The 26756-nt window shown below is 71.1% G+C and carries 26 protein-coding genes, 2 tRNA genes and 1 pseudogene; 15 read left to right on the plus strand and 14 right to left on the minus strand.

All coding sequences use genetic code 11. From position 1 onward, the window contains the following. Positions 1 to 84 precede the first annotated feature (84 nt). Positions 85 to 522 (plus strand): annotated as a pseudogene (locus AB0937_RS26830) (DUF6083 domain-containing protein); the annotation flags it as partial. A 56-nt stretch (positions 523 to 578) separates the two neighbouring features. On the opposite strand, the gene AB0937_RS26835 reads toward AB0937_RS26830, so the two are convergent. Beyond that, positions 579 to 653 (minus strand) — tRNA-Cys (locus AB0937_RS26835). Between the two features lie 21 nt (positions 654 to 674). Next, a tRNA-OTHER gene (locus AB0937_RS26840) sits at positions 675 to 773 on the minus strand. 293 nt (positions 774 to 1066) lie between these two features. Between AB0937_RS26840 and AB0937_RS26845 the strand changes: the two genes are divergently transcribed. From AB0937_RS26845 to AB0937_RS26865, 5 genes are all read left to right on the plus strand, one after another. Next, entirely contained in the window at positions 1067 to 1267 is a 201-nt protein-coding gene (locus AB0937_RS26845; RefSeq protein ID WP_366714854.1) for a hypothetical protein, read from the plus strand. Then, the gene (locus AB0937_RS26850) at positions 1264 to 1647 is read left to right on the plus strand and encodes a type II toxin-antitoxin system death-on-curing family toxin (RefSeq protein ID WP_366714856.1); all 384 of its coding nucleotides are present in this window, start codon (positions 1264 to 1266) and stop codon (positions 1645 to 1647) included. Before AB0937_RS26845 ends, AB0937_RS26850 begins: the two co-directional genes overlap by 4 nt. Positions 1648 to 1784: 137 nt before the next feature. Continuing rightward, positions 1785 to 3584 (plus strand): DEAD/DEAH box helicase, encoded by a 1800-nt coding sequence (locus tag AB0937_RS26855; protein WP_366714858.1) that lies wholly within the window; start codon positions 1785 to 1787, stop codon positions 3582 to 3584. 361 nt (positions 3585 to 3945) lie between these two features. Beyond that, on the plus strand, positions 3946 to 4587 hold the full coding sequence (locus AB0937_RS26860; protein ID WP_031106728.1) for a helix-turn-helix domain-containing protein: 642 nt from the start codon (positions 3946 to 3948) through the stop codon (positions 4585 to 4587). 184 nt (positions 4588 to 4771) lie between these two features. Continuing rightward, a complete protein-coding gene (locus AB0937_RS26865) occupies positions 4772 to 5563 on the plus strand; it encodes a S16 family serine protease (RefSeq protein WP_366714861.1) in 792 nt (263 codons plus the stop codon). Here AB0937_RS26865 and AB0937_RS26870 read toward each other — a convergent pair. From AB0937_RS26870 to AB0937_RS26900, 7 genes are read right to left on the minus strand one after another with little or no spacing between them, the layout of a single operon-like run. After that, positions 5560 to 5730: a hypothetical protein gene (locus AB0937_RS26870; RefSeq protein ID WP_366714863.1), complete on the minus strand. Its 171-nt coding sequence runs from the start codon at positions 5728 to 5730 to the stop codon at positions 5560 to 5562. The genes AB0937_RS26865 and AB0937_RS26870 overlap by 4 nt on opposite strands. 13 nt (positions 5731 to 5743) lie before the next feature. After that, positions 5744 to 6319 (minus strand): helix-turn-helix domain-containing protein, encoded by a 576-nt coding sequence (locus tag AB0937_RS26875; protein ID WP_366714865.1) that lies wholly within the window; start codon positions 6317 to 6319, stop codon positions 5744 to 5746. Between the two features lie 51 nt (positions 6320 to 6370). Beyond that, a complete protein-coding gene (locus tag AB0937_RS26880) occupies positions 6371 to 7336 on the minus strand; it encodes a glycine betaine ABC transporter substrate-binding protein (RefSeq protein WP_366714867.1) in 966 nt (321 codons plus the stop codon). Continuing rightward, a complete protein-coding gene (locus AB0937_RS26885) occupies positions 7333 to 8133 on the minus strand; it encodes an ABC transporter permease (protein ID WP_366714868.1) in 801 nt (266 codons plus the stop codon). The genes AB0937_RS26880 and AB0937_RS26885 overlap by 4 nt, the downstream gene beginning before the upstream one ends. Further along, positions 8130 to 9389 carry a betaine/proline/choline family ABC transporter ATP-binding protein gene (locus tag AB0937_RS26890; protein WP_366714870.1) on the minus strand — a complete coding sequence of 420 codons (1260 nt, stop codon included), beginning with the start codon at positions 9387 to 9389 and terminating at the stop codon, positions 8130 to 8132. Before AB0937_RS26890 ends, AB0937_RS26885 begins: the two co-directional genes overlap by 4 nt. Continuing rightward, entirely contained in the window at positions 9382 to 10029 is a 648-nt protein-coding gene (locus AB0937_RS26895) for an ABC transporter permease (RefSeq protein WP_366714872.1), read from the minus strand. Before AB0937_RS26895 ends, AB0937_RS26890 begins: the two co-directional genes overlap by 8 nt. A gap of 19 nt (positions 10030 to 10048) precedes the next feature. Further along, the gene (locus AB0937_RS26900; protein WP_053669862.1) at positions 10049 to 10519 is read right to left on the minus strand and encodes an Lrp/AsnC family transcriptional regulator; all 471 of its coding nucleotides are present in this window, start codon (positions 10517 to 10519) and stop codon (positions 10049 to 10051) included. 122 nt (positions 10520 to 10641) lie between these two features. Between AB0937_RS26900 and hppD the strand changes: the two genes are divergently transcribed. Further along, positions 10642 to 11787 carry a 4-hydroxyphenylpyruvate dioxygenase gene (gene hppD / locus AB0937_RS26905; RefSeq protein ID WP_366714874.1) on the plus strand — a complete coding sequence of 382 codons (1146 nt, stop codon included), beginning with the start codon at positions 10642 to 10644 and terminating at the stop codon, positions 11785 to 11787. A 155-nt stretch (positions 11788 to 11942) separates the two neighbouring features. On the opposite strand, the gene AB0937_RS26910 is transcribed toward hppD, so the two are convergent. Continuing rightward, on the minus strand, positions 11943 to 13379 hold the full coding sequence (locus tag AB0937_RS26910) for a tetratricopeptide repeat protein (RefSeq protein WP_366714876.1): 1437 nt from the start codon (positions 13377 to 13379) through the stop codon (positions 11943 to 11945). 92 nt (positions 13380 to 13471) lie between these two features. On the opposite strand from AB0937_RS26910, the gene AB0937_RS26915 reads away from it, so the two are divergent. Next, positions 13472 to 14887, plus strand: a complete 1416-nt coding sequence (locus AB0937_RS26915) for an FAD-linked oxidase C-terminal domain-containing protein (protein ID WP_366714878.1) — start codon at positions 13472 to 13474, stop codon at positions 14885 to 14887. A gap of 11 nt (positions 14888 to 14898) precedes the next feature. Here the strand turns inward: AB0937_RS26915 and AB0937_RS26920 are convergent, their stop codons facing one another. Further along, positions 14899 to 15309 (minus strand): SsgA family sporulation/cell division regulator, encoded by a 411-nt coding sequence (locus tag AB0937_RS26920; protein WP_366714880.1) that lies wholly within the window; start codon positions 15307 to 15309, stop codon positions 14899 to 14901. A gap of 246 nt (positions 15310 to 15555) precedes the next feature. On the opposite strand from AB0937_RS26920, the gene AB0937_RS26925 reads away from it, so the two are divergent. After that, positions 15556 to 17337, plus strand: a complete 1782-nt coding sequence (locus tag AB0937_RS26925; RefSeq protein WP_366714882.1) for an RDD family protein — start codon at positions 15556 to 15558, stop codon at positions 17335 to 17337. A 61-nt stretch (positions 17338 to 17398) separates the two neighbouring features. Then, positions 17399 to 18130, plus strand: coding sequence for an RDD family protein (locus AB0937_RS26930; protein ID WP_366714884.1), 732 nt, complete (start codon positions 17399 to 17401; stop codon positions 18128 to 18130). Between the two features lie 44 nt (positions 18131 to 18174). Here AB0937_RS26930 and AB0937_RS26935 read toward each other — a convergent pair whose 3' ends face one another. Then, complete coding sequence (locus tag AB0937_RS26935) at positions 18175 to 18447, minus strand: hypothetical protein (protein ID WP_366714886.1); 273 nt, start codon at positions 18445 to 18447, stop codon at positions 18175 to 18177. Between the two features lie 466 nt (positions 18448 to 18913). Here AB0937_RS26935 and AB0937_RS26940 point away from each other — a divergent pair, with 466 nt between their 5' ends. Both AB0937_RS26940 and AB0937_RS26945 read left to right on the plus strand, forming a co-directional pair. Next, on the plus strand, positions 18914 to 21262 hold the full coding sequence (locus tag AB0937_RS26940) for an immune inhibitor A domain-containing protein (protein ID WP_366714888.1): 2349 nt from the start codon (positions 18914 to 18916) through the stop codon (positions 21260 to 21262). A 122-nt stretch (positions 21263 to 21384) separates the two neighbouring features. Then, positions 21385 to 21729 (plus strand): hypothetical protein, encoded by a 345-nt coding sequence (locus AB0937_RS26945; RefSeq protein WP_366714890.1) that lies wholly within the window; start codon positions 21385 to 21387, stop codon positions 21727 to 21729. 24 nt (positions 21730 to 21753) lie between these two features. Here AB0937_RS26945 and AB0937_RS26950 read toward each other — a convergent pair whose 3' ends face one another. Then, positions 21754 to 22344 carry a nicotinamidase gene (locus tag AB0937_RS26950; protein ID WP_366714892.1) on the minus strand — a complete coding sequence of 197 codons (591 nt, stop codon included), beginning with the start codon at positions 22342 to 22344 and terminating at the stop codon, positions 21754 to 21756. Between the two features lie 122 nt (positions 22345 to 22466). Next, the gene (locus AB0937_RS26955) at positions 22467 to 23813 is read right to left on the minus strand and encodes a nicotinate phosphoribosyltransferase (protein ID WP_366714894.1); all 1347 of its coding nucleotides are present in this window, start codon (positions 23811 to 23813) and stop codon (positions 22467 to 22469) included. Positions 23814 to 23920: 107 nt separating this feature from the next. Between AB0937_RS26955 and clpS the strand changes: the two genes are divergently transcribed. The 3 genes from clpS to AB0937_RS26970 all read left to right on the plus strand — a co-directional run bounded on the left by clpS (position 23921) and on the right by AB0937_RS26970 (position 26669). After that, positions 23921 to 24238, plus strand: coding sequence for an ATP-dependent Clp protease adapter ClpS (gene clpS, locus AB0937_RS26960; RefSeq protein WP_010039975.1), 318 nt, complete (start codon positions 23921 to 23923; stop codon positions 24236 to 24238). Positions 24239 to 24270: 32 nt separating this feature from the next. Then, the gene (locus AB0937_RS26965; RefSeq protein WP_366714896.1) at positions 24271 to 24879 is read left to right on the plus strand and encodes a DUF2017 domain-containing protein; all 609 of its coding nucleotides are present in this window, start codon (positions 24271 to 24273) and stop codon (positions 24877 to 24879) included. A 365-nt stretch (positions 24880 to 25244) separates the two neighbouring features. Beyond that, complete coding sequence (locus AB0937_RS26970; protein ID WP_366714898.1) at positions 25245 to 26669, plus strand: amino acid permease; 1425 nt, start codon at positions 25245 to 25247, stop codon at positions 26667 to 26669. Positions 26670 to 26756: the final 87 nt, after the last annotated feature.

The raw sequence follows: 26756 nt of genomic DNA on the forward strand, positions 1-26756 counted from the left end.
ATGACCTGCGGCATCCGCCGTATTGCCCCGTTGCGCCCTGAACGCGCCCTTCCCAACCCCCGGCCCCCCGCACATGCTCGGGCCATGGGGGAGACAGACGAATCGAGCCTCATCCCGTTACCCGACCCCGACGGACACCGGCAACGCCCACCGGACGCGCCGCGCCCCTGGGAGAAGACGGACCGCGCCCAGGCAGTACTGGAAGGCGCCACCGGCCCTGAGCCACCCGCTCCACCCGAGTGCCCCGACTGCGGCCTGGTCGGCGAACGGCACGCCACCTACTACGGCACTCATGTCCTCCTCGAACCGGACATGTCGGCTCCCGCGCACATGGTGCCCGCCTGGCACCGCTGGTACGTGGACTCCAACGGAACGGCGTGGAACAGCCGCGAGGACGAGCCCGAACCCGGTGCGGCGTGCCGCGTCCCGCACCGGATCGCCTGCCCCGGTCCGAGCCCGGGGGAGGCGGGCCTGTGGCGATGGCTGGACGCCGTGCGCGAGGAGAACGCGCGCAGGGCCGGACGAAAGGCCGACGGGAACACCGACCCGACCGGGGCCGCCGCTCGGCGGGCCGGCAATGGAGGCCGTGGCGGGATTCGAACCCGCGTAACTCGCTTTGCAGGCGAGCCCCTGAACCACTCGGGCACACGGCCGTGACCGAGTTCGACTGCTCACTGCCGTGGCGGGATTCGAACCCGCGCAACTCCCCGCGAGTGGAGCTCGCTGAGGGATGCAGCGCAGGCGAGCCCCTGAACCACTCGGGCACACGGCCGTGTTAGGACTTCACGTCGAACTCGGTGCAGTGACCGTACGGTGCCCTCGAAGGGCGGCTCAAGAGCATCCGGTGGGGTGCAACGCGACTGCCACACGCCGTTCATGAAAGGCGGTGGGTGAAGGGGAGGGCGTACGGCCAAGGTCCCAGGTCGGGACCGTCTTACGGCAGGCGACGGTCGCCTGTCGTCCCTGCCGCGGGAGCGGCGGGCCTGAGGCTGTCGCGTGCCCCCGGCTGCGGAGCGACGGCGTAAAGCGGTCGCCTGTCGTCTCCGCCCGCTCGTAGCCTCTGCCCATGTCCGAGATCCTTCTGCCCCTCGACCCCGCCCTGCGGGCCGCCCTCGACGACCTCGCCGATGCGCAGGGGCGCGCACCCGAGGACGTGACGCTGGACGCCGTACGCGGATACCTGCGGCAGGAGACCGGACGCGTGCGGACCGTCGCGGAGGGGCTCGCGCTGCGCCACGCGGACCTGTTGCGGAGGCTCGGCGCATGACCAGGGACACTCGGTACCTGACCGTCGGCGAGGTCACCGCCATCGCCGAGACCGCCTTCGGCGGGCGGCCGCCCGAGGCGCGTGCCCCGGGGCTGCTCGCCTCCGCCGTGCACCGCCCGCGTGCCCGGATGTTCGGGACGGCCGCCTACGACGACCTGTACGAGCAGGCCGCCGCCCTCCTGCACGCCGTCGCCGCCAACCACCCCCTGGTCGACGGCAACAAGCGAACCGCCTGGCTGGCCACCGCCACCTTCCTCGCCCTCAACGGCGTCGACCTGGCCGGGGTGGACCAGGACGTGGCGTACACGCTGGTCGTCGACGTGGCGTCCGGGGCGGAGGGGGACGTCGGCAGGATCGCGGGGCGGCTGAGGGAGCTGTGACGTCGGTCCCACCCCCGGGTGCCCCGGCCCGGTCCGCGCGTTGACGGGTCCGGGGCGCCGGTAGGGTGGCCCGGTTGTCATACGTAGCCGAGCCGTCAGGCTCCCTCGAACGAGCCGCCCGACCCCCAACGGAGACCGTGACTACCACCGCCGGCACCAGCTCTGCCTCGCACCACCTGTCCCCGGCGTTCCCCGGCCGTGCCCCTTGGGGTACCGCCAGCAAGCTGCGTGCCTGGCAGCAGGGAGCGATGGACAAGTACATCCAGGAGCAGCCGCGGGACTTCCTCGCGGTCGCCACCCCCGGCGCCGGCAAGACGACCTTCGCGCTGACGCTGGCCTCCTGGCTGCTGCACCACCACGTCGTCCAGCAGGTGACCGTGGTGGCCCCGACCGAGCACCTGAAGAAGCAGTGGGCGGAGGCCGCGGCCCGCATAGGGATCAAGCTCGACCCGGAGTACAGCGCCGGGCCGCTCGGCCGGGAGTACCACGGCGTCGCCGTGACGTACGCCGGTGTCGGCGTGCGGCCCATGCTGCACCGCAACCGGGTCGAGCAGCGCAAGACGCTCGTCATTCTCGACGAGATCCACCACGCCGGTGACAGCAAGTCCTGGGGCGAGGCCTGCCTGGAGGCCTTCGAGCCGGCCACCCGGCGGCTCGCCCTGACCGGTACGCCCTTCCGGTCCGACACCAACCCCATCCCGTTCGTGACGTACGAGGAGGGCAACGACGGGATCCGGCGGTCGGCGGCCGACTACACCTACGGTTACGGCAACGCCCTCGCCGACAACGTCGTCCGGCCGGTCATCTTCCTCTCCTACAGCGGCAACATGCGCTGGCGCACGAAGGCCGGTGACGAGATCGCCGCCCGGCTCGGCGAGCCCATGACGAAGGACGCCATCAGCCAGGCCTGGCGGACCGCGCTGGATCCGCGCGGCGAGTGGATGCCGTCGGTGCTGCGTGCCGCCGACCAGCGACTGACGGAGGTACGGAAGGCCATCCCGGACGCGGGCGCCCTCGTCATCGCCTCCGACCAGGACTCGGCGCGTGCCTACGCCAAGCTCATCCGGGACATCACCGGCAGCAAGGCCACCCTCGTGCTGTCGGACGACTCCGGCGCCTCCGAGCGGATCGACGAGTTCAGCGGCAACAACGACCGGTGGATGGTCGCCGTGCGGATGGTGTCCGAGGGGGTCGACGTGCCCCGGCTTGCCGTGGGGGTGTACGCCACCACCATCTCGACGCCCCTGTTCTTCGCGCAGGCCGTCGGGCGTTTCGTGCGGTCCCGGCGGCGCGGCGAGACGGCGTCCGTGTTCCTGCCGACCGTGCCCGACCTGCTGGGCTTCGCCAACGAGATGGAGCGCGAGCGCGACCACGTCCTCGACAAGCCCAAGAAGGAGGGCGAGGAGGACCCGTACGCCGAGTCCGAGAAGGAGATGGACGAGGCGAACCGGGAGCAGGACGAGGACACCGGCGAGCAGGACATGCTGCCCTTCGAGGCGCTGGAGTCCGACGCCGTCTTCGACCGGGTCATGTACAACGGCGCCGAGTTCGGCATGCAGGCCCATCCCGGCTCCGAGGAGGAGCAGGACTACCTCGGCATCCCCGGGCTGCTGGAGCCCGACCAGGTGCAGCTGCTGCTGCAGAAGCGGCAGGCCCGGCAGATCGCGCACAGCCGCAGGAAGCCGGACGAGGAGGCCGACCTGCTGGAAGTGCCTGCGGAACGGCGGCCCGTGGTCTCCCACAAGGAGATGATGGAGCTGCGGCGGCAGCTCAACACCATGGTCGGTGCGTACGTCCACCAGAGCGGCAAGCCGCACAGGGTCATCCACACCGAGCTGCGCCGTGTGTGCGGGGGGCCGCCGGCGGCGGAGGCGACGGCGGGGCAGTTGCGGCAGCGGATCGCCAAGGTGCAGGAGTGGGCGACCCGGATGAAGTGAGTTCCCTTCGCTTCGGTTGCGGCTCGTGCGTGGCTGGTCGCGCCCGCGGGGCGGTGCCGTGCACCGGCAGAGCCCCGCGCTCCTACGGGGGCGCCCATACCGCCGCAAACTCCAGCAGTACGCCCCGTCCCGTGCCCGGATTCTGGACGGAGACTTCCGCTCAGCGAACCTGCTTCGCTACTGTCCGGCTACGCACACGCCCCGTGGCAGCGCCGCCGCGGAGCGCAGCCGTGAAGCGACGCGGTCCGGACAGGCCGGGCCGCCGGCCGATCGGCGGCCTCTGAAGCGCGTGACCGACGGGACTCGGTGACGCATTCGCCGACCGGGGAGCCGCCGACCTCACCACTAAGGAGTGGGCGTCGTGACCGCGGAGACCTCCCAGACGCTCGACCGGGGACTGCGAGTCCTCAAGCTGCTCGCCGACACGGACCACGGGCTGACCGTGACCGAGCTCTCCCTCCGGCTGGGCGTGAACCGGACCGTCGTGTACCGGTTGCTCGCCACGCTGGAACAGCACGCCCTCATACGCCGTGACCTCGGCGGACGTGCCCGGGTCGGGCTCGGCGTGCTGCGGCTCGGGCGCCAGGTCCATCCGCTGGTGCGGGAGGCCGCGATGCCGGCGCTGCGGTCACTGGCCGAGGACATCGGCGCGACGGCGCACCTGACGCTGGTCGACGGGGCGGACGCGCTGGCCGTGGCCGTCGTGGAACCGACCTGGACGGACTATCACGTCGCCTACCGCGCCGGTTTCCGGCACCCGCTGGACCGGGGCGCCGCCGGGAAGGCGATACTCGCGGCCCGGCAGCACCCGATGACCGACCCCGGCTACATGCTGACCCACGGCGAGCTGGAGGCGGGCGCCTGGGGGGCTGCGGCGCCGCTGCTGGGCGTGACGGGCGTCGAGGGCAGCGTGGGCGTGGTGATGCTGGCCGAGGCGGTACCGGAACGAGTGGGCCCCCGAGTCGTCGACGCGGCCCGCGAGGTCGCAGAGGCCCTCCGCTGACCTATGACCTGCGGCCACCTCACCCCGGCCCCCTGACACCGGCGTCCCCGGAGGTCCTGTCCTGAAGGCCTGCGGCCTCCCCGCACCGGCGGCCTGGAAGCCTTGCGCGACGTCTGCGGCCTCCCGCACCGGCCCCCGACGCCCTGGTCACGGTGGTATCGCGCCTCCGCGTTAGATTGATCCCGTGTTCTCTCGCCTCACGCGCCCCCAGGCCGTCGCCGTCTGCGCCCTGCCCGTCGTGGCCCTGCTCGCGACGGCGGTGTTCGCGCCGCTGCCGTTCTCGGTGGCGCAGCCGGGCCTGACGGCGAACGTGCTCGGCGAGAACAAGGGCACGGAGGTGATCACCATCTCCGGTGCGCCGGTCCGGGACACCGAGGGCCAGCTGCGGATGACCACCATCGAGGCGACCTCCCCGGACACCCGGGTCACGCTCCCCGACGTCATCGACAGCTGGTTCCGCACCGACCAGGCGGTCATGCCGCGCGACTCCGTCTACCCGAGCGGGGACAGCGTCAAGGAGATCGAGCGGCACAACGAGAAGCAGATGAAGGAGTCCCAGGACGCGGCGACGCAGGCCGCGCTGGGATACCTCGGCCTCGAGGACAAGGACGTCGAGGTCAGCCTGAAGCTCGCGGACGTGGGCGGGCCCAGTGCGGGGCTGCTCTTCTCCCTCGGCATCGTCGACAAGCTCGACGGCGACGGCACGGGCGGGGATCTGACCGGTGGCCGGGTGATCGCCGGCACGGGCACGATCGACGCGGCCGGCCGGGTCGGTGCGGTCGGGGGCGTCGCCCTCAAGACACAGGCCGCGAAGCGGGACGGGGCGACGGTGTTCCTGGTCCCCAAGGCGGAGTGCGGGGACGCTCGCGCCGAGCTTCCGAAGGGGCTGCGGCTGATTCCGGTGACCACCCTGAAGAGCACGGTGAGTTCCCTGGTGGCCCTGGAGACGGGAAAGGGCTCCGTGCCGAGTTGTTAGTGGGCGGTTGCCGTTCCGGGGCGGGCGGCGAGTCTCAGGCCCACTTCGACGAGGGTCCAGCCCAGCCGCGTACGGATGTCTGGACGGCGTGTGGGGCGGGGCCCGGCCTCGGCACGCAGTTCCGCGGCGCGGGCGTGGTGCAGGGACAGGTGGATGTCCGGGTGCATGGGTGCAGGCCTTTCACGGCGTCGTCTGGGTGGGGAAGACGTGCGTGTGGACGCGTACCGTCTCGGCGTCCGGGGTGCCCTCGGGGGCCGGGCGGTAGCTCTGGATGAGCTCGTGCATCTTTCCGACCAGCTCACGGGCGAGTTCGGGAGTGAGCCGCAGGCTGAAGTCGCTGAGGTCCGTGGCGCCGTCCCATTCCTCGCCCCAGCCGCTGATGTTGCCGAGCCACGTCGCGATCTCCCGGGTGTGCACGTTGGCCATCTCGTACCGGAGCAGGGCGACGGCTCCCCGCACGGTCGGGTCCGGGTCCTTGATCAGGGTCTCGTCGATCCGGATGCCCTCGTCCAGCGCCTTCCACCAGCGCTCCCGTCCCTTGCCGCGCCCCGGGTCGTCGGCGACGAAGCCGTGTGCGGCGAGTTGTCGTAGGTGGTAGCTGGTCGCGCCGCTGGACTCGCCGAGCTTCTCCGCCAGGTGCGAGGCGGTGGCGGGCCCGCCGTGCCGCAGTGCGACCAGCAGCTGCATCCGCAGGGGATGGGCCAGGCCGCGCAGGGAGCGGGCGTCGAGCAGACGGGGAGCCGGTTCGTCGGGCATGCATGCAAAGGTAGCGTTGCAAAGCTCTCTTTGCAACGGTCTCTTTGTAACTCACCCCTCCTTGACGAACCCCTCCCGCACCATCCAGTCCAGCGCCACCTGGTGCGGATCCTCCCCGTCCACGTCCACCTTCGCGTTCAGCGTCTGCGCCATGGAGTTGTTCAGCTTCGCCGTCACGGGGTTCAGGACCTCCGCGATCGCCGGCCACTCCTTCATGGACTTCGCGTTGATCATCGGGGCGGCGTTGTAGTTGGGGAAGAACTTCTTGTCGTCGTCCATCACCACCAGGTTCATCGACTTGATGCGCCCGTCGGTGGTGAACACCTCCCCGTACGTGCAGTTGCCCTTCGCGGTCTGCGTGTAGATGATCCCGGTGTCCATCTGCGTGATGTTCCGCGCCGGGACGTTCATGCCGTAGGCCTTCTGCATGCCCGGCAGCCCGTCCGCCCGGTTGGCGAACTCGACCTCCACGCACAGCTTCACGGCCCCCGGGTCGGACATCGCCAGCTTGGCCACGTCCGACATGGTCTTCGTGCCGTACTTCTTCGCGTTCTGCTGGTTCATCGCCAGCGCGTACGTGTTGTCGAGCCTCGACGGCGGCAGCCAGACCAGCCCGTTGCCCGCGTCCTCCTTCCTCACCGCCTCCCACTGCTCCTGCGGATCGGTGATCGGCTTGCTGTGCCCGAGGTAGGTGATCCAGGCCGTGCCCGTGTACTCGTACCCGGCGTCCGCGTCGCCCTTGCGGACCGCCTCGCGGCTGCCGATGGACCCCTGGATGCCGGTGCGGTCGATCACGTCCGCGCCGGCCGCTTCGAACGCGATGCCCATGATCGAGCCGAGGATCAGCTGCTCGGTGAACGACTTCGACGTCACCGTCAGATGAGCCCCCTTCAGCGGCTCGCCCCGGCCGATCGAGCCCGGCTTCACGTCGTCGGTCAAGGGAGAGCCGCTGGTCAGGCCGCAACCGGCGGCCGCCAGCAGCAGACCCGCGGCCGCCAGGCACGTACGCCTCCTCATGGCTGCAAGCCCCGCGGCCGCAGCAGCAGTTCGACGATCGACGCCAGCCAGTCCACCAGCAGCGCCAGCACCACCGTGAGGACCGAACCCAGCACCAGCACCGGCATCCGCTGGTTGGTGATCCCGGTCGTGATCAGCACACCGAGGCCGCCGCCCCCGCCGAAGACCGCCAGGGTCGCCGTACCGACGTTCAGGACGAGGGCCGTGCGCACACCCGCGAGGATCAGCGGGACCGCGAGGGGGAGTTCGACCCTCCTCAGCACCCCCGAGGGGGACATGCCGATGCCGCGGGCCGCCTCCAGCAGGGTCGGGTCGTTTGCCTTCAGGCCCGTGATCGTGTTGGAGAGCACCGGCAGGATGGCGTAGACGATCATGCCGATCAGGGCGGCCCTGCGGCCGATGCCCAGCCAGATCACCAGGAGGGCGAGCAGACCGATCGCCGGGGTCGCCTGGCCCGTGTTGGCGAACGCCATCGCCACCGGCGTGGCCCTGCTCATCGCCCCGCGGGTCAGCAGGATGCCCAGCGGAATCGCGATGATCAGCACGAAGAACGTGGAGATCACGGTCAGCTGGATGTGCTGCCACAGCGCCTTGGTGACCTGGCCGCCCGACAGGGCGTTGCGGGTGAGCGCGTCCAGGTCGGCCTGCTGGAACCAGAGCCAGGTGGCGAGCAGCACGGCGATCAGGGCGACCGGCAGGAACGTCAGCTTCTGCCAGGTCAGACGAGCGGGCGGGCGCTGTGCCGAAGGCGCCTGCGCGACGGGCTCGGAGGTCTCCTCGACCCCCGTCGCCGTCACCGCTCCGCCGCCGGGCCGCCCACGCCCGCCGGGCCTTCGGCCCCCTCCTGCTCGGCGTGCGTCTGGGAGGCCCGCAGCGACTCCAGTTCGTGCTGGTGCTCCATCGCGTCGAGGCGGTCGGCCTCCAGCATCTCGTGCACGGAGTTCATGAGGGTCTCCATGTCGACGACGCCCGTGTACTCCCCGCGCCGCCCGGTCACCGCCACCCGCCCCGCGTTGTCGGTGAGCACCGCCTCCAGCGCGTCCCGCAGGGTCGCGTCCCGGGTGACCGTGTCGCTCACCAGGGTCCCGGCGCGGGCCAGCGAGCCCCGGGCCCGCATCAGATCGCCGCGCCGCAGCCACTTGTAGGGGCGGCGGCGCCGGTCGAGCAGCAGGATCTCGTTGCTGCCGCTGGTGCGCAGCAGGGTGAAGATCTCCTGGAGCGGGTCGTCGACCGTGACCGTCGGATAGTCGGTGATCTCCACGTCCCGTACGCGGGTCAGGTTCAGCCGCTTCAGCGCCGCGCCGGCGCCCACGAACCCGGACACGAAGTCGTCCGCCGGGTTGGTGAGGATCGCCTCGGGGGTGTCGAACTGCGCGATGTGCGACCGTTCGCGCAGCACGGCGATCCGGTCGCCGATCTTGATCGCCTCGTCGAAGTCGTGGGTGACGAAGACGATCGTCTTGTGCAGCTCGTGCTGGAGGCGGATCAGCTCGTCCTGGAGGTGATCCCGGGTGATCGGGTCCACCGCCCCGAACGGCTCGTCCATCAGCAGCACCGGCGGATCGGCGGCCAGTGCCCGGGCCACGCCCACGCGCTGCTGCTGCCCGCCGGACAGCCGGCGCGGGTAGCGGCCCTGGAACTCCCCGGGGTCGAGGCCCACGAGATCGAGGAGTTCCTCGGTGCGCTCCTTGATCCGCGCCTTCGGCCAGCCGATCATCCTGGGGACGATCCCGATGTTCTGCGCCACCGTCATGTGCGGGAAGAGCCCGGCGGACTGGATGGCGTAGCCGACCTTGCGGCGCAGCTTGACCGGGTCCATGTCGGTGACGTCCTCGCCGCCGATCCGGATGCGGCCGCCGGTCGGCTCGATCAGCCGGTTGATCATCTTGAGCGTGGTCGACTTGCCGCAGCCCGAGGGGCCGACGAAGACGACGACCTCGCCCGCCTTGATCTGCATGCTCACGTTGTCCACGGCCGGCTGCGCACCGCCGGGGTAGCGCTTGGTCAGGTTCTCCAGCTCGATCGAGGCGCCGTGGTCGCCGGTCTCAGGCACGGATCCCCCTGGGAATGGTCAGCCGTCCGAGCAGGACGTACCCGGCGTCGAACAGCAGCGCCAGGATGATGATGCCGAGCGTGCCCGCGAGGACCTGGTTGAGCGCGTTGGCGCTGCCCAGCGAGGCGAGGCCGCGGAAGATGACGTTGCCGAGCCCGGGGCCGGAGGCGTACGCTGCGATGGCCGCGATGCCCATCAGCATCTGGGTGGAGACGCGGATCCCGGTCAGGATGGGCGGCCAGGCCAGCGGCAGCTCGATCCGCAGCAGCCGGGCCGGCCGGGACATCCCGATGCCCGTGGCCGCGTCCACCAGAGCGGGATCGACCCCGCGCAGCCCGACGATCGCGTTGCGCACGACCGGCAGCAGCCCGTACAGCGTCAGTGCGATCACCGTGGGCGGCACGCCGAGGCCCACGAGGGGGATGAGCAGACCGATCAGGGCGAGTGCCGGCACGGTCAGGATGGTGGCGGTGGTCAGGGTCGCGAGGTTCCCGGCCCACTCACTGCGGTACGTGACCACGCCGATCAGCACCCCGATCGCGGTCGCCACGACCATGCACTGGAAGACCACGCTCGCGTGCTGGTAGGCGTCCGTGAGGAGCTGCTGGTGCCGGTTGACCAGGTACTCCCAGAAGTTCACACGCGCTCACCCCTCCACGTCAGGTCTCCTCCGCGGCCTGCTCCACGAGCGGGATGATCCGCAGCGGAACGGGGTTCTCCATGACGATCGCCGTGGAGGCCCGGACGATGCCATCAAAACCGACGACCCTGTCGATCACACGCTGGAGATCGGCGTTGGAGCGGGCCACGAGACGGCACAGCATGTCCCCGGTGCCGGTGGTCGTGTGCAGCTCCAGCACCTCCGGCACGGTCGCCAAGTGGGCCCGTACATCGGGCCCTTGCCCCTGCCGGATCTGGAGCGTGGCGAACGCCGTGACCGGGTAGCCGAGCGCGGCCGGATCCACCTGCGGTCCGAATCCGCGGATGACTCCGTTCGACTGAAGCCGGTCCAGCCGCGCCTGCGCGGTGCCCCGGGCCACCCCCAGCCGCCGGGACATCTCCAGCACCCCGATCCGCGGCTCCCGGGCGAGCAGCAGAATGATCCGGCCGTCCAGATGATCGATCGCCACAGCAGCCTCCGGCATGGTCATCATGTACAGAAAGGCGGCCGTTACGGCCGTATTGCTGAACAGATTGCCCAGTCAAAACACAAACTATTGCGCACCTTGCCGGGCAGGGAGACGCTGCGGCTATGACGCAGACCACAGACCACACTCCCGACACCGCCCGGCAGGCCGACCCCTTCCCGGTCAAGGGAATGGACGCGGTCGTCTTCGCCGTGGGCAACGCCAAGCAGGCGGCGCACTACTACTCCACCGCCTTCGGCATGAAGCTGGTCGCCTACTCCGGACCGGAGAACGGCAGCCGCGAGACCGCTGCGTACGTCCTGGAGAACGGCTCCGCCCGCTTCGTCCTCACCTCGGTCATCAAGCCCACCACCGACTGGGGCCACTTCCTCGCGCAGCACGTGGCCGAGCACGGCGACGGTGTGGTCGACCTCGCCATCGAAGTCCCGGACGCGCGCGCCGCGTACGCCTACGCCCTGGAGCACGGCGCCCGCTCGGTCGCCGAGCCGTACGAGCTGAAGGACGAGCACGGCACGGTCGTCCTGGCCGCCATCGCCACCTACGGCGAGACCCGTCACACCCTGGTCGAACGCTCCGGCTACGACGGCCCCTATTTGCCCGGTTACGTCGCCGCCGAGCCGATCGTGGAGCCGCCCGCCCAGCGCACCTTCCAGGCGATCGACCACTGTGTGGGCAACGTCGAACTCGGCCGCATGAACGAATGGGTCGGCTTCTACAACAAGGTGATGGGCTTCACGAACATGAAGGAGTTCGTGGGCGACGACATCGCCACCGAGTACAGCGCCCTGATGTCGAAGGTCGTCGCCGACGGCACGCTCAAGGTCAAGTTCCCGATCAACGAGCCGGCCGTCGCCAAGAAGAAGTCCCAGATCGACGAGTACCTTGAGTTCTACGGCGGCGCGGGCGTGCAGCACATCGCGCTCAACACGGGCGACATCGTGCAGACCGTCCGCACGATGCGCGCGGCCGGCGTCGAGTTCCTCAACACGCCCGACTCCTACTACGACACGCTGGGGGAGTGGGTCGGCGAGACCCGTGTCCCGATCGACACCCTGCGCGAGCTGAAGATCCTCGCGGACCGTGACGAGGACGGCTACCTGCTGCAGATCTTCACCAAGCCGGTCCAGGACCGTCCGACCGTCTTCTTCGAGATCATCGAACGCCACGGCTCGATGGGCTTCGGCAAGGGCAACTTCAAGGCCCTGTTCGAGGCGATCGAACGCGAGCAGGACCGCCGCGGCAACCTGTAGCCGCCGCGACCCAGGGTCGTGCGGGTGTCACGGGGCACCCGCACGACCCGCCGACGCCGCGCGGGCCCGTCCCGCCGGGGCCGGTCGGCGTGGTGCGGGCCCGTGCCTCGCCGGATGGCGGCGAGGCCGTGGCGGTGTGAGCCGGCCGAGCCCGGCTATCCCGCCCCGCCGTCCATCTGTGGCACTCCTCCGTCCGGTGGTTCGCCCAGCGCCTTCAGTGCCGCCCGCGCCGCGGGTACCCCCAGCGGGGAGAAGTGCGGGTTGATCCGAAGTGCCTCCGTGAGGCGCCGGCGGGCCGCGCCGTCGCGCCCCAGCTCACGCTCGATCACGCCCCGGTGGTACATGGCCACCGCGTCCTTCATCCCGCCCCCGCGCAGGGGATCAGTCGCCACCAGCGCGAACCGCAGGCCCTCCCGGGACTGCCCGGCACGGTGCAGCGCCCACCCCAGTGCGTCGGCGACCTCCGTCGCGGGCCGGCGCCTCCACTCCGCCCGCAGACGCCGTACCGCCGCCCCCGGATCGCCGTGGTCGGCCTCGAACCGCCCCAGCACCAGCTCCTCGTCGGCCCCGCCCGCGGCAGCGCCCCGCACCCGCTCCCGCAGCAGGTCGTACTGCACCCGGGCCGCGTCCGGCATGCGCAGCGACTCGTACAACTCGCCGAGTTCCAGGGCGTACCGCGGACACGGCTGCCGGGCGAGGGCCGCCCGGTAGGCGTTCAGTGCCTCCGTCGGCCGGCCGAGGGCGGCCAGGGCACGGCCCTGCCCGGCCTGCGCGGCCCGCTGGTCGGCGTCGAGGCGGACCGCCTCCCGGAAGTGCCGCAGCGCGACGCCGGGATCCCCTCGTTCGAACGCCAGTTGACCCGCCTGCTCCAGATAGGCGGCCCGCTCGGCGGGAGCCCGCGCGCCCGCCACCGCGTCCGCCAGCGAGGCCGCCGCGTCCTCCCGCCAGCCCCGGTCCCGGTAGACGGCGGCCGCCCGCGCCAGCACGGCGGGGCCGGAGCGCACCCCGGTCAGCCGGTCCAGCGTCCGCTTGGCCGCCTTCTGGTCCCCGAGCCCGGTGTACGCGTCGATGAGCAGCGGATACGTCGCCCACCGCCGCGGCTCCAGCTCCAGCGCCGCCTCACCCCACCGGCGCGCGGCCGGAAAGTCCCCGCGGGCGAGCGACAGCGCGGCAAGACCCGCCAGGGCACGGGTGTTGCGCTGCGGCCGCACCCTCAGCGACGTCCGCAGCGCCTTCTCGGCACGCGGGTAGTACGCCGGGTCCGCGAGGCGCCGCCCCTGCTCCGCATAGGCCGTCCCGAGCACCGCCCAGGACGCCGCGTCCCCGGGCCGCTCGCGCACGGCCCCGGCCCGCTCGTCGACCAGCTCCGCCAGGTCGGGCAGCGCGGCCGGCACTCCGCTGTCGAGCGCCGCCATGGCCGGCGCCCCCGGAGACGGCGCGGCGGGTCCGGCCGGCCGCTCCCGCGGCACCAGCACCAGCACCCCGCCCAGTACGGCACACCCGGCGACGGAAGCGATCAGCACCGGCCGCGAGCGCACGCGGCGCTTCCAGCCGCTCTCCGGCCCCACCGGGCCCTCCTGCTGGTTCTCCATGGGCCTCACTGTGCGTCAGTACGACGACCCCACCCGGGCAGCCGAAGGGTGCCGCCGACGGGGTTCACACCGATGGCCCCGGGTGCGAACCTTTGATCATGAGCCGTATCGAAGCGCCCAGCTCCGAGGACACCGCAGCGACCGGCGACCTCGTGGACCTGCTGCTCAGCGGCCTCCCGGCCGAAGCGGTCCTCACCGACCCCGACGTCACGGCCTCCTACGCCAACGACATGGCGAGCTTCTGCCCGGCCGGCACCCCGGCCGTGGTCGTGCTGCCCCGCACGACCGAGCAGGTCCAGCACGTGATGCGCACCGCCACCGCCCTGCGTGTCCCCGTCGTCCCGCAGGGCGCCCGCACCGGACTGTCCGGCGCCGCCAACGCCTCCGACGGCTGCATCGTGCTCTCCCTGACGAAGATGGACCGGATCCTGGAGATCAACCCGGTCGACCGCGTCGCCGTCGTCGAACCGGGCGTGATCAACGCCGCCCTGTCCCGGGCCGTCGGCGCACACGGCCTCTACTATCCGCCGGACCCCTCCAGCTGGGAGATGTGCACGATCGGCGGCAACATCGGCACGGCCTCCGGCGGCCTGTGCTGCGTCAAGTACGGCGTGACCGCCGAGTACGTCCTCGGCCTCGACGTCGTCCTCGCCGACGGCCGCCTCATGTCCACCGGCCGCCGCACCGCCAAGGGCGTCGCCGGTTACGACCTGACCCGGCTGTTCGTCGGCTCGGAGGGCTCGCTCGGCGTCGTCGTACGGGCCGTCCTCGGGCTGCGCCCCAAGCCGCCCGAGCAGCTGGTGCTGGCCGCCGAGTTCGCCTCCGCCGCGGCGGCCTGCGACGCCGTCTGCCGCATCATGGAGGGCGGCCACGTCCCGTCACTCCTCGAACTCATGGACCGTACGACGGTCAAGGCCGTCAACGCGATGGCGCAGATGGGCCTCCCCGAGAGCACCGAGGCCCTGCTGCTGGCCGCGTTCGACACCACCGCCCCGGCCGCCGACCTCGCCGCCGTCGGTGCCCTGTGCGAGGCGGCCGGCGCCACCCAGGTCGTGCCCGCCGACGACGTGGCCGAGTCCGAACTGCTGCTCCAGGCCCGGCGGTTGTCGCTCACCGCGCTGGAGGCGGTCAAGGGCGTGACGATGATCGACGACGTGTGCGTGCCACGCTCCCGGCTCGGCGCCATGCTCGAAGGGGTGGACCGGATCGCCGGGAAGTACCAGCTCACCATCGGCGTCGTCGCCCATGCGGGCGACGGCAACACCCACCCGACGGTCTGCTTCGACCCGGCGGACCCCGACGAGTCCCGGCGCGCCCGCGAGTCCTTCGACGAAATCATGGCCCTCGGCCTGGAACTCGGCGGCACCATCACCGGCGAGCACGGCGTCGGCGTCCTGAAGAAGGAGTGGCTGGCGCGCGAGATCGGCCCCGTGGGCATGGAGATGCAACGGGCCGTCAAACAGGCCTTCGACCCGCTGAACATCCTGAACCCGGGCAAGCTCTTCTGAAGCCCCCGCCCTCACTGGGCGAGCAACTGGGCCAGCTCGTCGTCCAGCCCCAGCTGCTCGCCCTCCGTCCCCGGCGGGACCACCCGCAGCGTGCGCTCCAGCCAGGCCGACACCGCCGCCGCCGGAGCCTCCAGCAGGGCGTCCCCGTCGGGTGAACTCAGCGCCATCAGCACGACGCCGCGCCCTTCCGTCTTCGTCGGCCACACCCGCACGTCCCCCTGCCCGCAGGGCCGGAAGACGCCTTCCACCAGCAGGTCCCGGGCGAACGTCCAGTACACCGGGTGCTGGGTGTCGATGTGGAAGGTGACGTGGACGGCGTAGGGGTCGTCGGTGAGGTACCCGAGCCGGGCGGGCACCGGGACCCTGCGTGCGGGCGACAGGACGAGCTTCAGCTCCAGTTCCCGCTCCACGACGGTGTGCATGGCGGTCTTCCCTTCTCCTGACGGCTGCCCGTTGCGGGCCGGTCAGGAGGAGAGAGCGGGCCACGGCCGCGGCATTACGCGACTTGCCGGGAGTTTTCCCGCAGGGGGATCCGCGGCGGCGGTGCGGTGCGTAGCACATCGGTGCTCGAAAGGGTCGGGTCCGGTGGGAGCGGCGGTGTGGCTTGCGCGGGTCTGATAGATGTGGAGGCCCCCATTTGACCCCCGAGCAGATACGGGACGACGGACATGAGCGCCCCAACCCCGGCCCCCGGTGACGACAGGCCCCGCGAAGGGTATTACCCGGACCCTTCCATTCCTGGATATGTCCGGTACTGGAACGGTGCCTCCTGGGTGCCGGGCACCAGCCGTCCGGCGCCCGGGGAGGGCGAGTCGCTCGCGCCGCCGCCCGGAGCGGGTGCGGCGCAGCCCGCCCCGGTCGAGGAGACCGGCCCGCACTTCTTCGACGAGGACCCGGTCGAGGAGCCGTCCGCCGCCGACGCCCAGCACGGCAGCCGTCCCGAACCGGCCTCGGCCTGGGGCGCCGACCGTTCCCGCCAGTCCGGCTTCGGCGGCGGCCAGGACCGCCGTGTCTCGTGGGGCGCGCCGCAGGGTGCACAGGCCGCGGCCCCGCAGGGCGCCCAGGGCGCCGACCCGAGGCTGCCGCACACCGGCCAGCGACCCGACGGGGAGTCCGCGCGCACCGGCACGACGGACGCCTCCCCGGCCGACCGGGAGGCGAACGCCGCGGCGAGGGGCAGCACGTTCGTGTTCCGCCGCCCGACGGGGAAGTCCGGGGGAGGGGCGCCGGCCGACGCGCCCGACGACGGCACGATGACGTTCCGCGCGGTGTCCCCGCGTACGGGCCCGGCCGGCGGTGCGGAACCGGCCGGGGGACCGGGGGCCGGGGACCGTGGCGCGGCCGCGGCCGGCGCGCAGGGCGGTGCCGGTGGCTCCGGGGGCAGTTCTCCGGCTCCGGGTTTCGGACCGGCGGGTGCGGGCGGATCGGGCAGCGGCTCGGCGGCGTCCGGGTTCGGCGCGCAGGGCGGGGCGTCCGGCGGTGGCTTCGGGCCGCCCGGCTCGGGCGGTGCGGCGCCGGCCTTCGGAGGCCGGCCCGGTTCGGCGGACTCCGGCGGGAGCCCGTCGGGACCCACGTTCGGCCCGCAGGCCGGGCCGACCGGTCCGGGGAGCGGTTCCGCGGGGCCCGGTTTCGGCGCCGGCAAGGCGGCCGCCGCCCGGGCCACCACCGCTCAGGCAGGGGCCGGGAGCGCCGGCGCACCGGCCTCCGGGGCCGCCCCGGCCGCACTGTCCGGACCCCAGGCGGCACCCACCGTCCCTCCGCAGTCCGGCGGACCCGGCACCGCCCGGCCCGGTACCGCCGCCTCCCCGTCCGGCACCCCGCTCAGCCCGGGCCCGGGCGGGGGCCAGTCCTCCTGGGCGCAGCAGGTGCACCGGCTGGCCGGAGCCGCCGGCGGGGACGAGCAGCCCGTCGCGCCCTGGAAACCGCCCGTCGAGGACGTGTTCCAGGCGGCCGCCCGGCGCCAGGCGGAGGCACGCCCCGCCGGGCTCGGCAAGCGCCTGGCCGCCCGGCTGCTGGACACCGTCGTGCTCGCGGCCCTCACCGCCACGGCCGCCGTACCGCTCGGCACCGCGGCGATCGACCACGTCAACGAGAAGATCGACGCGGCCAAGCTCTCCGGCGAGACCGTCACGGTCTGGCTGCTCGACGGCACCACCTCCGTCCACCTCGGCATCATCCTGGCCGTCCTGCTGCTCGCCGGTGTCCTGTGCGAGGTGCTGCCGACCGCCAAGTGGGGCCGCACGCTCGGCAAGAAGCTGATGGGCCTGGAAGTGCGGGACATCGAGGCCCACGACTCCCCGGAGTTCGGCGCGGCCCTGCGCCGCTGGCTGGTCTACAGCGTGCCCGGGCTCCTCGTCGTCGGGATCGTCGGCGTCGCCTGGTGCCTCTTCGACCGGCCCTGGCGCCAGTGCTGGCACGACAAGGCGGCGCACACGTTCGTGGCGGGCTGAGGCTCCCTCGGACAGCCGTCCGCCGGATGCGGAGCCCGGGGGTTCGCGGTCGACTCGGGCCATGAGCAGTGAACCGCCCCCCGGCCCCGGTCAGGAACCGCCGGAAGACGACCCGTTCAGGAAGCGCCCCCCGAACGAGCCTCCGGGCGAGGGCACGGGACCCCCCTACGGCAGCGAACCCCCGCCCTACGGGGGCGGCGGCCCGGGCGGTCCCGGCGGTCCTGCCGACGGCCCGGGCGGCGGCTTCGGCGGAGGTCCCCCCGGCGGCGGTCCCCCTGGTGGTGGCGTTCCCCCCGGCGGTGGCCCTTACGGCGGCGGCCCCTATCCCACCGACCCCCTCGCCGGCATGCCCCCGCTCGGCGACAGCGTCCTGCGCACGCTCGCGCGCATCATCGACATGATCCTGGTGGGTGCCGTCGTCTGGCTGCTCACCTGGGCCCTGAACGTCGACGAGTACGACGTGGACAGCAACCGCATCGAGGTCGGCAAGTCGCTCTGGCAGGCGGCCGTCGCCGCCGTCCTCTACATCGCCTACGACACCGTCATGACCGCGCGGAACGGCCAGACCCTCGGCAAGCAGCTGCTGCGCATGCGCGTGGCCAACCTGGACAACGGTGCGACGCCCTCCGTGCAGATGGCGCTGCTGCGGGCCGCGGTGCTGTGGATCCCGTTCGCCTTCTGCTGCTTCTGCTTCTGGACCGCGATCTCGGGCGGCTGGAGCTACTTCGACCGGCCCTACAAGCAGGGCCTGCACGACAAGGCGGCCAAGACGGTCGTGGTCAGCACCAGATGAGGGAGCCGGCGAACCGCAGTCGGTGAAGAAGGGTCAGCGGGCGGTCAGGAGGCCGCCCGTTCGCGGACCGGCTCCGGGGCCTGTGAAGGGACCGAGGCCCGGAGCGGCTCGGGGGGCGCGGGCTGTTCCACCGCGGCCGGGCGCTTCCCGGGCAGTGGCACGGTCATGGCGACCAGCAGCCCCAGGGCGAGTGCCGCGAGGGCGATGATGGCGATCCCCGCACCCGAACTCGTCTGGGACAGCAGCAGCATGGCGAGGGTCGAGAAGATCACGGTGCATGAGCCGTAGGCGAGCTGTGCGGCGGTCGGACGGGGCATGGCCATCATGTCCTCGAAAGTGGGGGTCCACGGGGGTGTCGGCCTGGCATTCCGCCGGCTTCCGGGCGTTTTGCCGAACGACATTCTCTCGGGCAGGGTGCCCGACCGGAACCGGCGGTAAGCGTGACCTAATCAACAAGGGCGGTGCACAGGGGGCGCACGGAGTCATGATGTCCATCCAGTGGACAGGTGCACGCGCCCACACGGCCGGTGGGGCGGCCCGGCACGGCCGACGGGACGGTGCCGCACGGCCGGTGGGGAGGGTCGCGGGACAACCGTTTGGTTGTCCGTAAAACGAACGTTGCCTCCGCATAGTGCACTTGACCTGTCCAAGTCAAGGTCTGTCTTTTCTTCTAAACCTCTAGTCAAATGTCGTCACTTGACTACACGCGTTGATCACGCGCGCGCGGATTTCCATGACCGGGACCCTGCCTGCCGCGCGCCCGAACGCGGGGGAGGATCTCAAGTGACCAGTAGACCCTGGACGTTCAGAGCGGCCGCCATAAGCGTGGCGCTCGCGGCGGCCACCGCCACCGCCTCCACGTACGCGGTGGCCGACGACGCCTCGGCCCCCCGGTCCACCACCGTGGACCGGCACGACCCGGCGGATCGTCACCACGACGAGCACGACCTCGAAGGCCCGCTGAGCAAGACGCAGGACGCTCAGCGCCAGGAGGCCCTGAAGCAGGTCATATCGGGCAAGAACAAGGTCAAGAACCGCGAGGGTTCGAAGGTCGTCCAGCTCAAGGGCAAGAAGGGCGACGACAAGTACGTCGAGCTCGGCCGCGAGAAGACCGACAAGATCTTCACGATCCTGGTCGAGTTCGGGGACAAGGTCGACAGCCGCTACGGCGGCACCGCGGGCCCGCTGCACAACGCGATACCCAAGCCCGACCGCAAGAAGGACAACTCCACGGCGTGGAGGGCCGACTACGACCAGGAGTACTTCCAGGACCTGTACTTCGGTCACGGCAAGGGCGTCGACTCGGTCAAGACCTACTACGAGAAGCAGTCCTCGGGCCGCTACTCCGTCGACGGTGAGGTCTCCGACTGGGTCAAGGTCCCCTACAACGAGGCTCGTTACGGCAACAACGCCTGCGGTGACACCAACTGCCCCAGCGTGTGGAACGTCGTCAGTGACGGTCTGAACGCCTGGGTCGCCCAGCAGAAGGCCGCGGGCCGCACCGACGCCCAGATCAAGGCGGACGTCGCCCGGTTCGACGAGTGGGACCGTTACGACTTCGACGGCGACGGCGACTTCAACGAGCCCGACGGCTACATCGACCACTTCCAGATCGTGCACGCGGGCGAGGACGAGTCCGCGGGCGGCGGCGCCCAGGCCACCGACGCGATCTGGGCCCACCGCTGGTACGCCTTCGGCACCGACGCCGGCGCCACCGGCCCCGAGAACAACAAGCTCGGCGGCGCGAAGATCGGCGACACCGGCATCTGGGTCGGCGACTACACCGTCCAGCCGGAGAACGGCGGACTCGGCGTCTACGCCCACGAGTACGGCCACGACCTCGGTCTGCCGGACCACTACGACACCTCGGGCGGCGAGAACTCCACCGGTTTCTGGACGCTGATGTCGTCCGGTTCCTGGCTCGGCACCGGCAAGAACGAGATCGGCGACCTGCCCGGCGACATGACCGCCTGGGACAAGCTGCAGCTCGGCTGGCTGAACTACGACAAGGCCAAGGCCGGCGTCAACTCCTGGCACAAGCTGGGCGTGGCCGAGTACAACACCAAGCACAAGCAGGCCCTGGTCGTCGACCTGCCCAAGAAGGCGGTCACCACCGAGATCGTCGCCCCCGCCGAGGGCAAGACCCAGTGGTGGAGCGGCAGCGGTGACAACCTCAAGAACACGCTGACGCGTTCGGTCGACCTCACCGGCAAGTCCAAGGCGCAGCTGGCCCTCGACGGCTGGTACGACATCGAGGCCAACTACGACTACCTCTACACCGAGGTCTCGACCGACGGCGGCGCCAACTGGACCGCTCTCGACGGCACGGTGGACGGCCAGCCGATCCCGCGCGACGGCAGCGACAAGCCGGTCCTGACCGGCACGGTCGACGGCTACAAGAAGCTCGCCTTCTCGCTCGACGCCTACGCCGGCAAGAAGATCGACCTGCGCTTCCGCTACCAGACCGACGGCGGTGTGGCCCAGAAGGGCTTCGCGGCCGACTCGATCACGGTGACCGCCGACGGCACGCCGGTCTTCTCCGACAACGCCGAGAGCGCGGACGCCGCGTGGAAGGCCAACGGCTTCTCCCGCATCGGCGCGTCCTTCACCAAGGACTACGCGCAGTACTACATCGCCGAGAACCGGCAGTACGTCTCGTACGACAAGACGCTGAAGGTCGGCCCGTACAACTTCGGCTTCACGGCGCGCCCGGACTGGGTGGAGCACTACGCGTACCAGAACGGCCTGCTGATCTGGAAGTGGGACACCTCCCAGGCGGACAACAACACCAGCCAGCACAAGGGCACCGGTCTGGTCCTGCCGATCGACTCGCACCCGGACCAGCTGAAGTGGGCCGACGGCACGCTGATGCGCAACCGCGTCCAGGCCTACGACTCGCCGTTCAGCCTCTACCGCACCGACGGCATGACGCTGCACAAGGCGGACGTGGCGAAGTACATCCCGGGCTCGAAGGGCGTCTCGGTCTTCAACGACCGGAAGAACGACTACTACGACGAGTCGAACCCGACCGCGGGTGTCAAGATCACTGACACCAACACGAAGATCAAGATCCTCAAGGAAGCCAAGGACGGCTCGACGATCGAGCTGGAGGTTGGCGCCGCGGGTAAGTAATCCGCGTTCTTGCAGGTCAGAACATGATCGGCGGTGACCCACTGGCGGGTCACCGCCGATCCGTGTTTAGGTGCGTCCTGTGGCTCTCTTATTGACACCGACCGACACGGGGGGATGAGCGCATGGCCGCAGGAGGCTTCTGCAAGCTGCCGAACGGCACCGTGGTGGTGGCACTGAACCTGCCCAGCCCCGCCGTCGACGGCCCCGGCGCCGTCCGTGTCCTTGTTCACTCCGTGAACCGCGCCCGGGCCCTGACCAGGCTCCGCAACCTCGGTCTGCGATCGGTCTACCTGCGCGGCAACGCCGCTCCGCCGACCCCCGACGAGATCACCGCGGTCCTGCACCACCCGGACGGCCTCATATGGCGCACGGCCCCCGACAACGGTGTCGCGTCCGGCCCCGACCTGGTCCAGGAGCTGTGGCGCCCGATCAGAGCCCTCCTGCGGCGCCCGCCGGCCCACACCTGACCCACCGGGGGCCGGGCCGCCGGACTACTGCACGACCGGCTTGCCCGACAGCTCCACACCCGCCTCGCGCAGCTCCTCCAGGGCCCGCTCGGTGCTCTCCTGGGCCACTCCGGCCGTCAGGTCCAGCAGGACGTGCGTTCGGAAGCCCTCGCGGGCGGCGTCCAGGGCCGTGGCCCGTACGCAGTGGTCCGTGGCGATGCCGACCACGTCGACCTCGGTGACCTCGCGGGAGCGCAGCCAGTCGGCCAGGGGCGTGCCGTTCTCGTCGGTGCCCTCGAAGCCGCTGTACGCCGCCGAGTACGCCCCCTTGTCGAACACGGCGTCGATCGAGCCGGAGGCGACCGCGGGGGCGAAGTTGGGGTGGAAGCCGACGCCCTCCGTGCCGGCGACGCAGTGCGCGGGCCAGGAGCGGGCGTAGTCCGGGTTGGCGGAGAAGTGGCCGCCGGGGGCGATGTGGTGGTCGCGGGTGGCCACGACGTGCTGGTAGCCGGACCCGGCGGCCTGCCCGATCAGTTCCGTGACGGCGGCGGCCACGTCGGCACCGCCGGACACCGCGAGGCTGCCCCCCTCGCAGAAGTCGTTCTGCACATCGACGACGATCAAGGCGCGGCGCATGGTCGGTGTCCTTCGGCTCTGAGGTCTATGAGGTCGGCAAGCCCGGCCGGTGAACCACCGAGCCTATTGACAAAGCGGAGCGGTCGGGAGGGGTCTCGGCTCGGCGCATCGGCACACCGCCTTTAGCTACCCGAGCTGTCGTGCAGGTACTCCGTGGGCAGGACGGGCTCCCCGCGCGAGAGCTGCGTGGCCGACATCGGCAGCCCCGCGCGCGCCCTCGTGTGGCGCTCGCGCGCCGTGTCCAGGGGCTCACGCGCCACCACCTCGCCCCCCTTGACCAGCTCGACCAGGAGCTGCCGGTCCGCGAGCCCGCCCGGTACCGGCCCGGTGCCGATCACCTCGGCCTCGGCGACCCCGTGGGAGTCCAGCCGCCGCGCGGCCCACTTGCGTCCGCCGACCGACGTCTTGCCGCCGGTGGACTTCTTCGCCACCGGCACCAGCGGCGCCTTCGGGTCGGACGACTCGGCCCGCGCGACCAGCTTGTAGACCATCGAGGAGGTGGGGTGGCCGGAGCCGGTCACCAGCTGCGTGCCGACGCCGTACGCGTCCACCGGCGCCGCGGCCAGCGAGGCGATCGCGTACTCGTCCAGGTCCGAGGTCACGACGATCTTCGTGTCCCTCGCGCCCAGCTCGTCCAGCTGCTGCCGCACCCGGTGGGCGACCAGCAGCAGGTCGCCGGAGTCGATCCGCACCGCGCCCAGCTCGGTCCCGGCGACCTCGACGGCCGTGCGGACCGCCTCGGCGACGTCATAGGTGTCCACCAGCAGCGTGGTGCCGCGGCCCAGCGTGTGCACCTGGGCCTGGAAGGCGTCCCGCTCGCTGTCGTGCAGCAGGGTGAAGGCGTGCGCGGAGGTGCCGACGGTGGGGATGCCGTAGCGGAAGCCGGCCGCCAGGTCGGAGGTGGTCGCGAAGCCGCCGACGTACGCGGCCCGGGAGGCCGCCACCGCCGCCAGCTCGTGGGTGCGCCGGGCACCCATCTCGATCAGCGGCCGGTCACCCGCGGCCGCCGACATGCGCGAGGCGGCAGCCGCGATCGCCGAGTCGTGGTTGAGGATCGACAGGATCACCGTCTCCAGCAGGACGCACTCGGCGAAGGTGCCCTCGACCCGCATGATCGGCGAGCCCGGGAAGTACACCTCGCCCTCGGGGTAACCCCAGATGTCGCCGCTGAACCGGTAGCCGGAGAGCCACCGCAGGGTCTCTTCGTCGACGATCCCCCGCTCGCGCAGGAAAGTCAGCACGCCCGTGTCGAAGCGGAAGTTCTCCACCGCGTCCAGCACCCGGCCGGTGCCTCCCACGACGCCGTAGCGGCGCCCCTCCGGCAGCCGCCGGGTGAAGACCTCGAACACGCTCCGCCGCTCGGCGGTGCCCGCCTCGAGGGCGGCCCGCAGCATCGTCAGCTCGTACTGGTCCGTGAAGAGCGCCGTCGAGGGGACGTCCACCGGCAGCCCAAGGTCCGCTGTGTTCATGGAAGGGAGCGTACCCCCATTTCGTCAATCTGACGATTGCAGTCCTCGGGCACGCGATCGCCTTGCGGCCAGGCCCGTTTGTGCGACTACCCCCCTCGGGTGGCAGCATGGGCAGTGTGACGTCACCCGCGCCCCTGGAGATCGAACGCACCGAGTCGGCGGAGGAGGTCTTCGCCGTTCCCGAGCCGGACGTCCCGTGGGTCACGATCGTCCACAACGACCCGGTCAACCTCATGAGCTACGTGACGTACGTCTTCCAGACGTACTTCGGCTACTCCAAGGACAAGGCCACCAAGCTCATGCTCGACGTCCACCACAAGGGCCGGGCGGTCGTCTCCAGCGGCAGCCGCGAGGAGATGGAGCGCGACGTGCAGGCCATGCACGGCTACGGCCTGTGGGCCACCCTCCAGCAGGACCGCAAGTAGCCAGCATCCCGCCCAGCAGCGAAAAGGCGTTCATGCCCGGAACCTTCGAACCGCTCCCCGGCGGCGGCGCGGCCGTCGCCCTCGACGACGTCGAGATCTCCATCATCCGGTCGCTGGCCGTCCAGCTCCTGGAGCTCATCGGCCCCGGCCCCGCCGAGGACGCCTCCGACGACCCGCTCGCCGAGCTGTTCGCCGAGGGGCCGAGCGAGCCCCCCGGCGATCCGGTGCTCAGGCGGCTCTTCCCGGACGCCTACAGCGACCCCGAGCAGCCCGCCTCGCCGCGGGACGCCGAGGAGCAGCGGGCGCTCTCGGCGGAGTTCCGCCGCTACACCGAGAACGACCTGCGGGCCGGCAAGCGCGACAGCGCCCTCGCCGTGATCCGCTCCCTCGACGCGCTCTCCTCGGCCTCCGCCGGTGAGGGCGGCGCGGTGCTGAAGCTGTCGCCGGCGGAGTCCCAGCAGTGGCTCGGGGCCCTGAACGACCTGCGGCTCGCGATCGGCTCCCGGCTGGAGATCACCGACGACGAGGACACCGACCTCCTCTACCGCCTTCCGGACGACGACCCGCGCAAGCCGATGGTGATGGCCTACCTCTGGCTGGGCGGACTCCAGGAAACGCTGGTCGGAACCCTTATGCCCTGATCGGTGCAGGTCCTGTGACCGGCGGGTGACCGAACTGTGTTCGCTCAGAGGACACTCAAATCCGGATAACGATCGCGTCACCGCACCCGCCTTCTATGGCCACTTCGGGTGCGTTTTGTCTGCTTTTCCCTGTGTGGTGCGCCACATCGTGCCCTCGTGATCAGTGTTTCGGGCGTGATAAATCTTCACGACCGCCCGGCAGAACACCACCCGAATGTTCAGCCGGGTGCGCCACCGAGCCGGCAACCGCCGGCCAGGCACGAGCGGGCTCGCGGGCCCGCTCAGCTCCATCATTCCGGGGGGATCGAAACCCGATCCGAGGCCGACGAGAGGCCCGGGTCGGCATGGAGAAAGGCGCACCACACATGACCTCTGCGCAGGTCGACACGGAGAAGGCACCTGAAGAGGGCTACGAGCGCGGACTCGGCAGCCGTCAGGTCCAGATGATCGCGATCGGCGGCGCCATCGGCGTCGGCCTGTTCATGGGAGCCGGGGCGAACATCGCCAAGGCCGGGCCCAGCATCATCCTCATGTACGCCCTCGCGGGCGTGATCATCTTCTTCATCATGCGAGCCCTGGGCGAGCTGCTGCTCTACCGTCCGGTCTCCGGCTCCTTCGCCGAGTACGCCCGCGAGTTCCTCGGCCCGTTCTTCGGGTACGTCACGGGCTGGACGTACTGGCTCATGTGGGTGGTCACCGGCATGGCCGAACTCACGGCCGCCGCGATCTACATCCACTTCTGGTTCCCCGAGATCCCGCAGTGGGTCAGCGCCCTGGTGTTCCTGGTGGTGCTCTTCGGCGTCAACCTGATCTCCGTCAAGATCTTCGGCGAGGTCGAGTTCTGGTTCTCGATGATCAAGGTCACGGCCATCATCGGCATGATCGTCATCGGTCTCGGCGTGCTCACCCTCGGCTTCTCCGACGCCGGTGACACCGCCGCCGTCTCCAACCTCTGGTCGCACGACGGCTTCTTCCCGAACGGCATCGGCTCCAGCCTGATGACGCTCCAGGGCGTCATGTTCGCCTACCTCGCCGTCGAGCTCGTCGGTGTCACCGCGGGCGAGTCCGAGAGCCCCGAGAAGACCCTGCCCAAGGCCATCAACACCCTGCCCTGGCGCATCATCGTCTTCTACGTCGGCGCGCTGCTGGTGATCCTCTCCGTCGTCAAGTGGACCGAGTTCTCCGCCGGCGAGAGCCCCTTCGTGCACGCCTTCGGCAAGATCGGCATCCCGCTCGCCGCCGGCATCGTCAACTTCGTCGTGCTCACCGCGGCCCTGTCGTCCTGCAACTCGGGCATGTACTCCACCGGCCGCATGCTGCGCGACCTGGCCGCCAACAGCGAGGCCCCGCAGGCGTTCGGCAAGCTCAACGCCCGCAAGACGCCCGCCGTCGGCATCACCGTCTCCGTGGCGCTCATGGGCATCGGTGTCGTCCTGAACTACGTCGTCCCGGAGAAGGCGTTCCTCTACGTCACCTCCGTCGCCACCGCGGCCGGCATCTGGACCTGGATGATGATCCTCGTCAGCCACATCCGCTACCGCGCCGCGGTCGACGCGGGCCGGCTGCGCGCCTCGTCCTTCCCCGCCCCCGGCGGAGCGCTCTTCAGCTGGGTCGCGCTCCTCTTCCTCATCGGCGTGACCTGCATGATCGCCTACGACAAGGACGCCCGGGTCTGCCTGTACGTCGCTGCCGGCTGGGCCGTCGCCCTCGGCATCGGCTGGGCGTTCCTCAAGCGCCGCAACCCGCAGCTCACCGAGCGCCGCGACCCGGAGTTCGAGCAGGTCGGCTGACCAACCCGCGGGACGCCCGCCGCAGGGAGTACTCGTGGCACTCCCTGCGGCCGCCGCTCAGGGCGTCCGGCATATGGGCCGTTCCGT

Source organism: Streptomyces sp. NPDC047880, assembly GCF_040706515.1.
Taxonomy (GTDB): Bacteria; Actinomycetota; Actinomycetes; order Streptomycetales; family Streptomycetaceae; genus Streptomyces.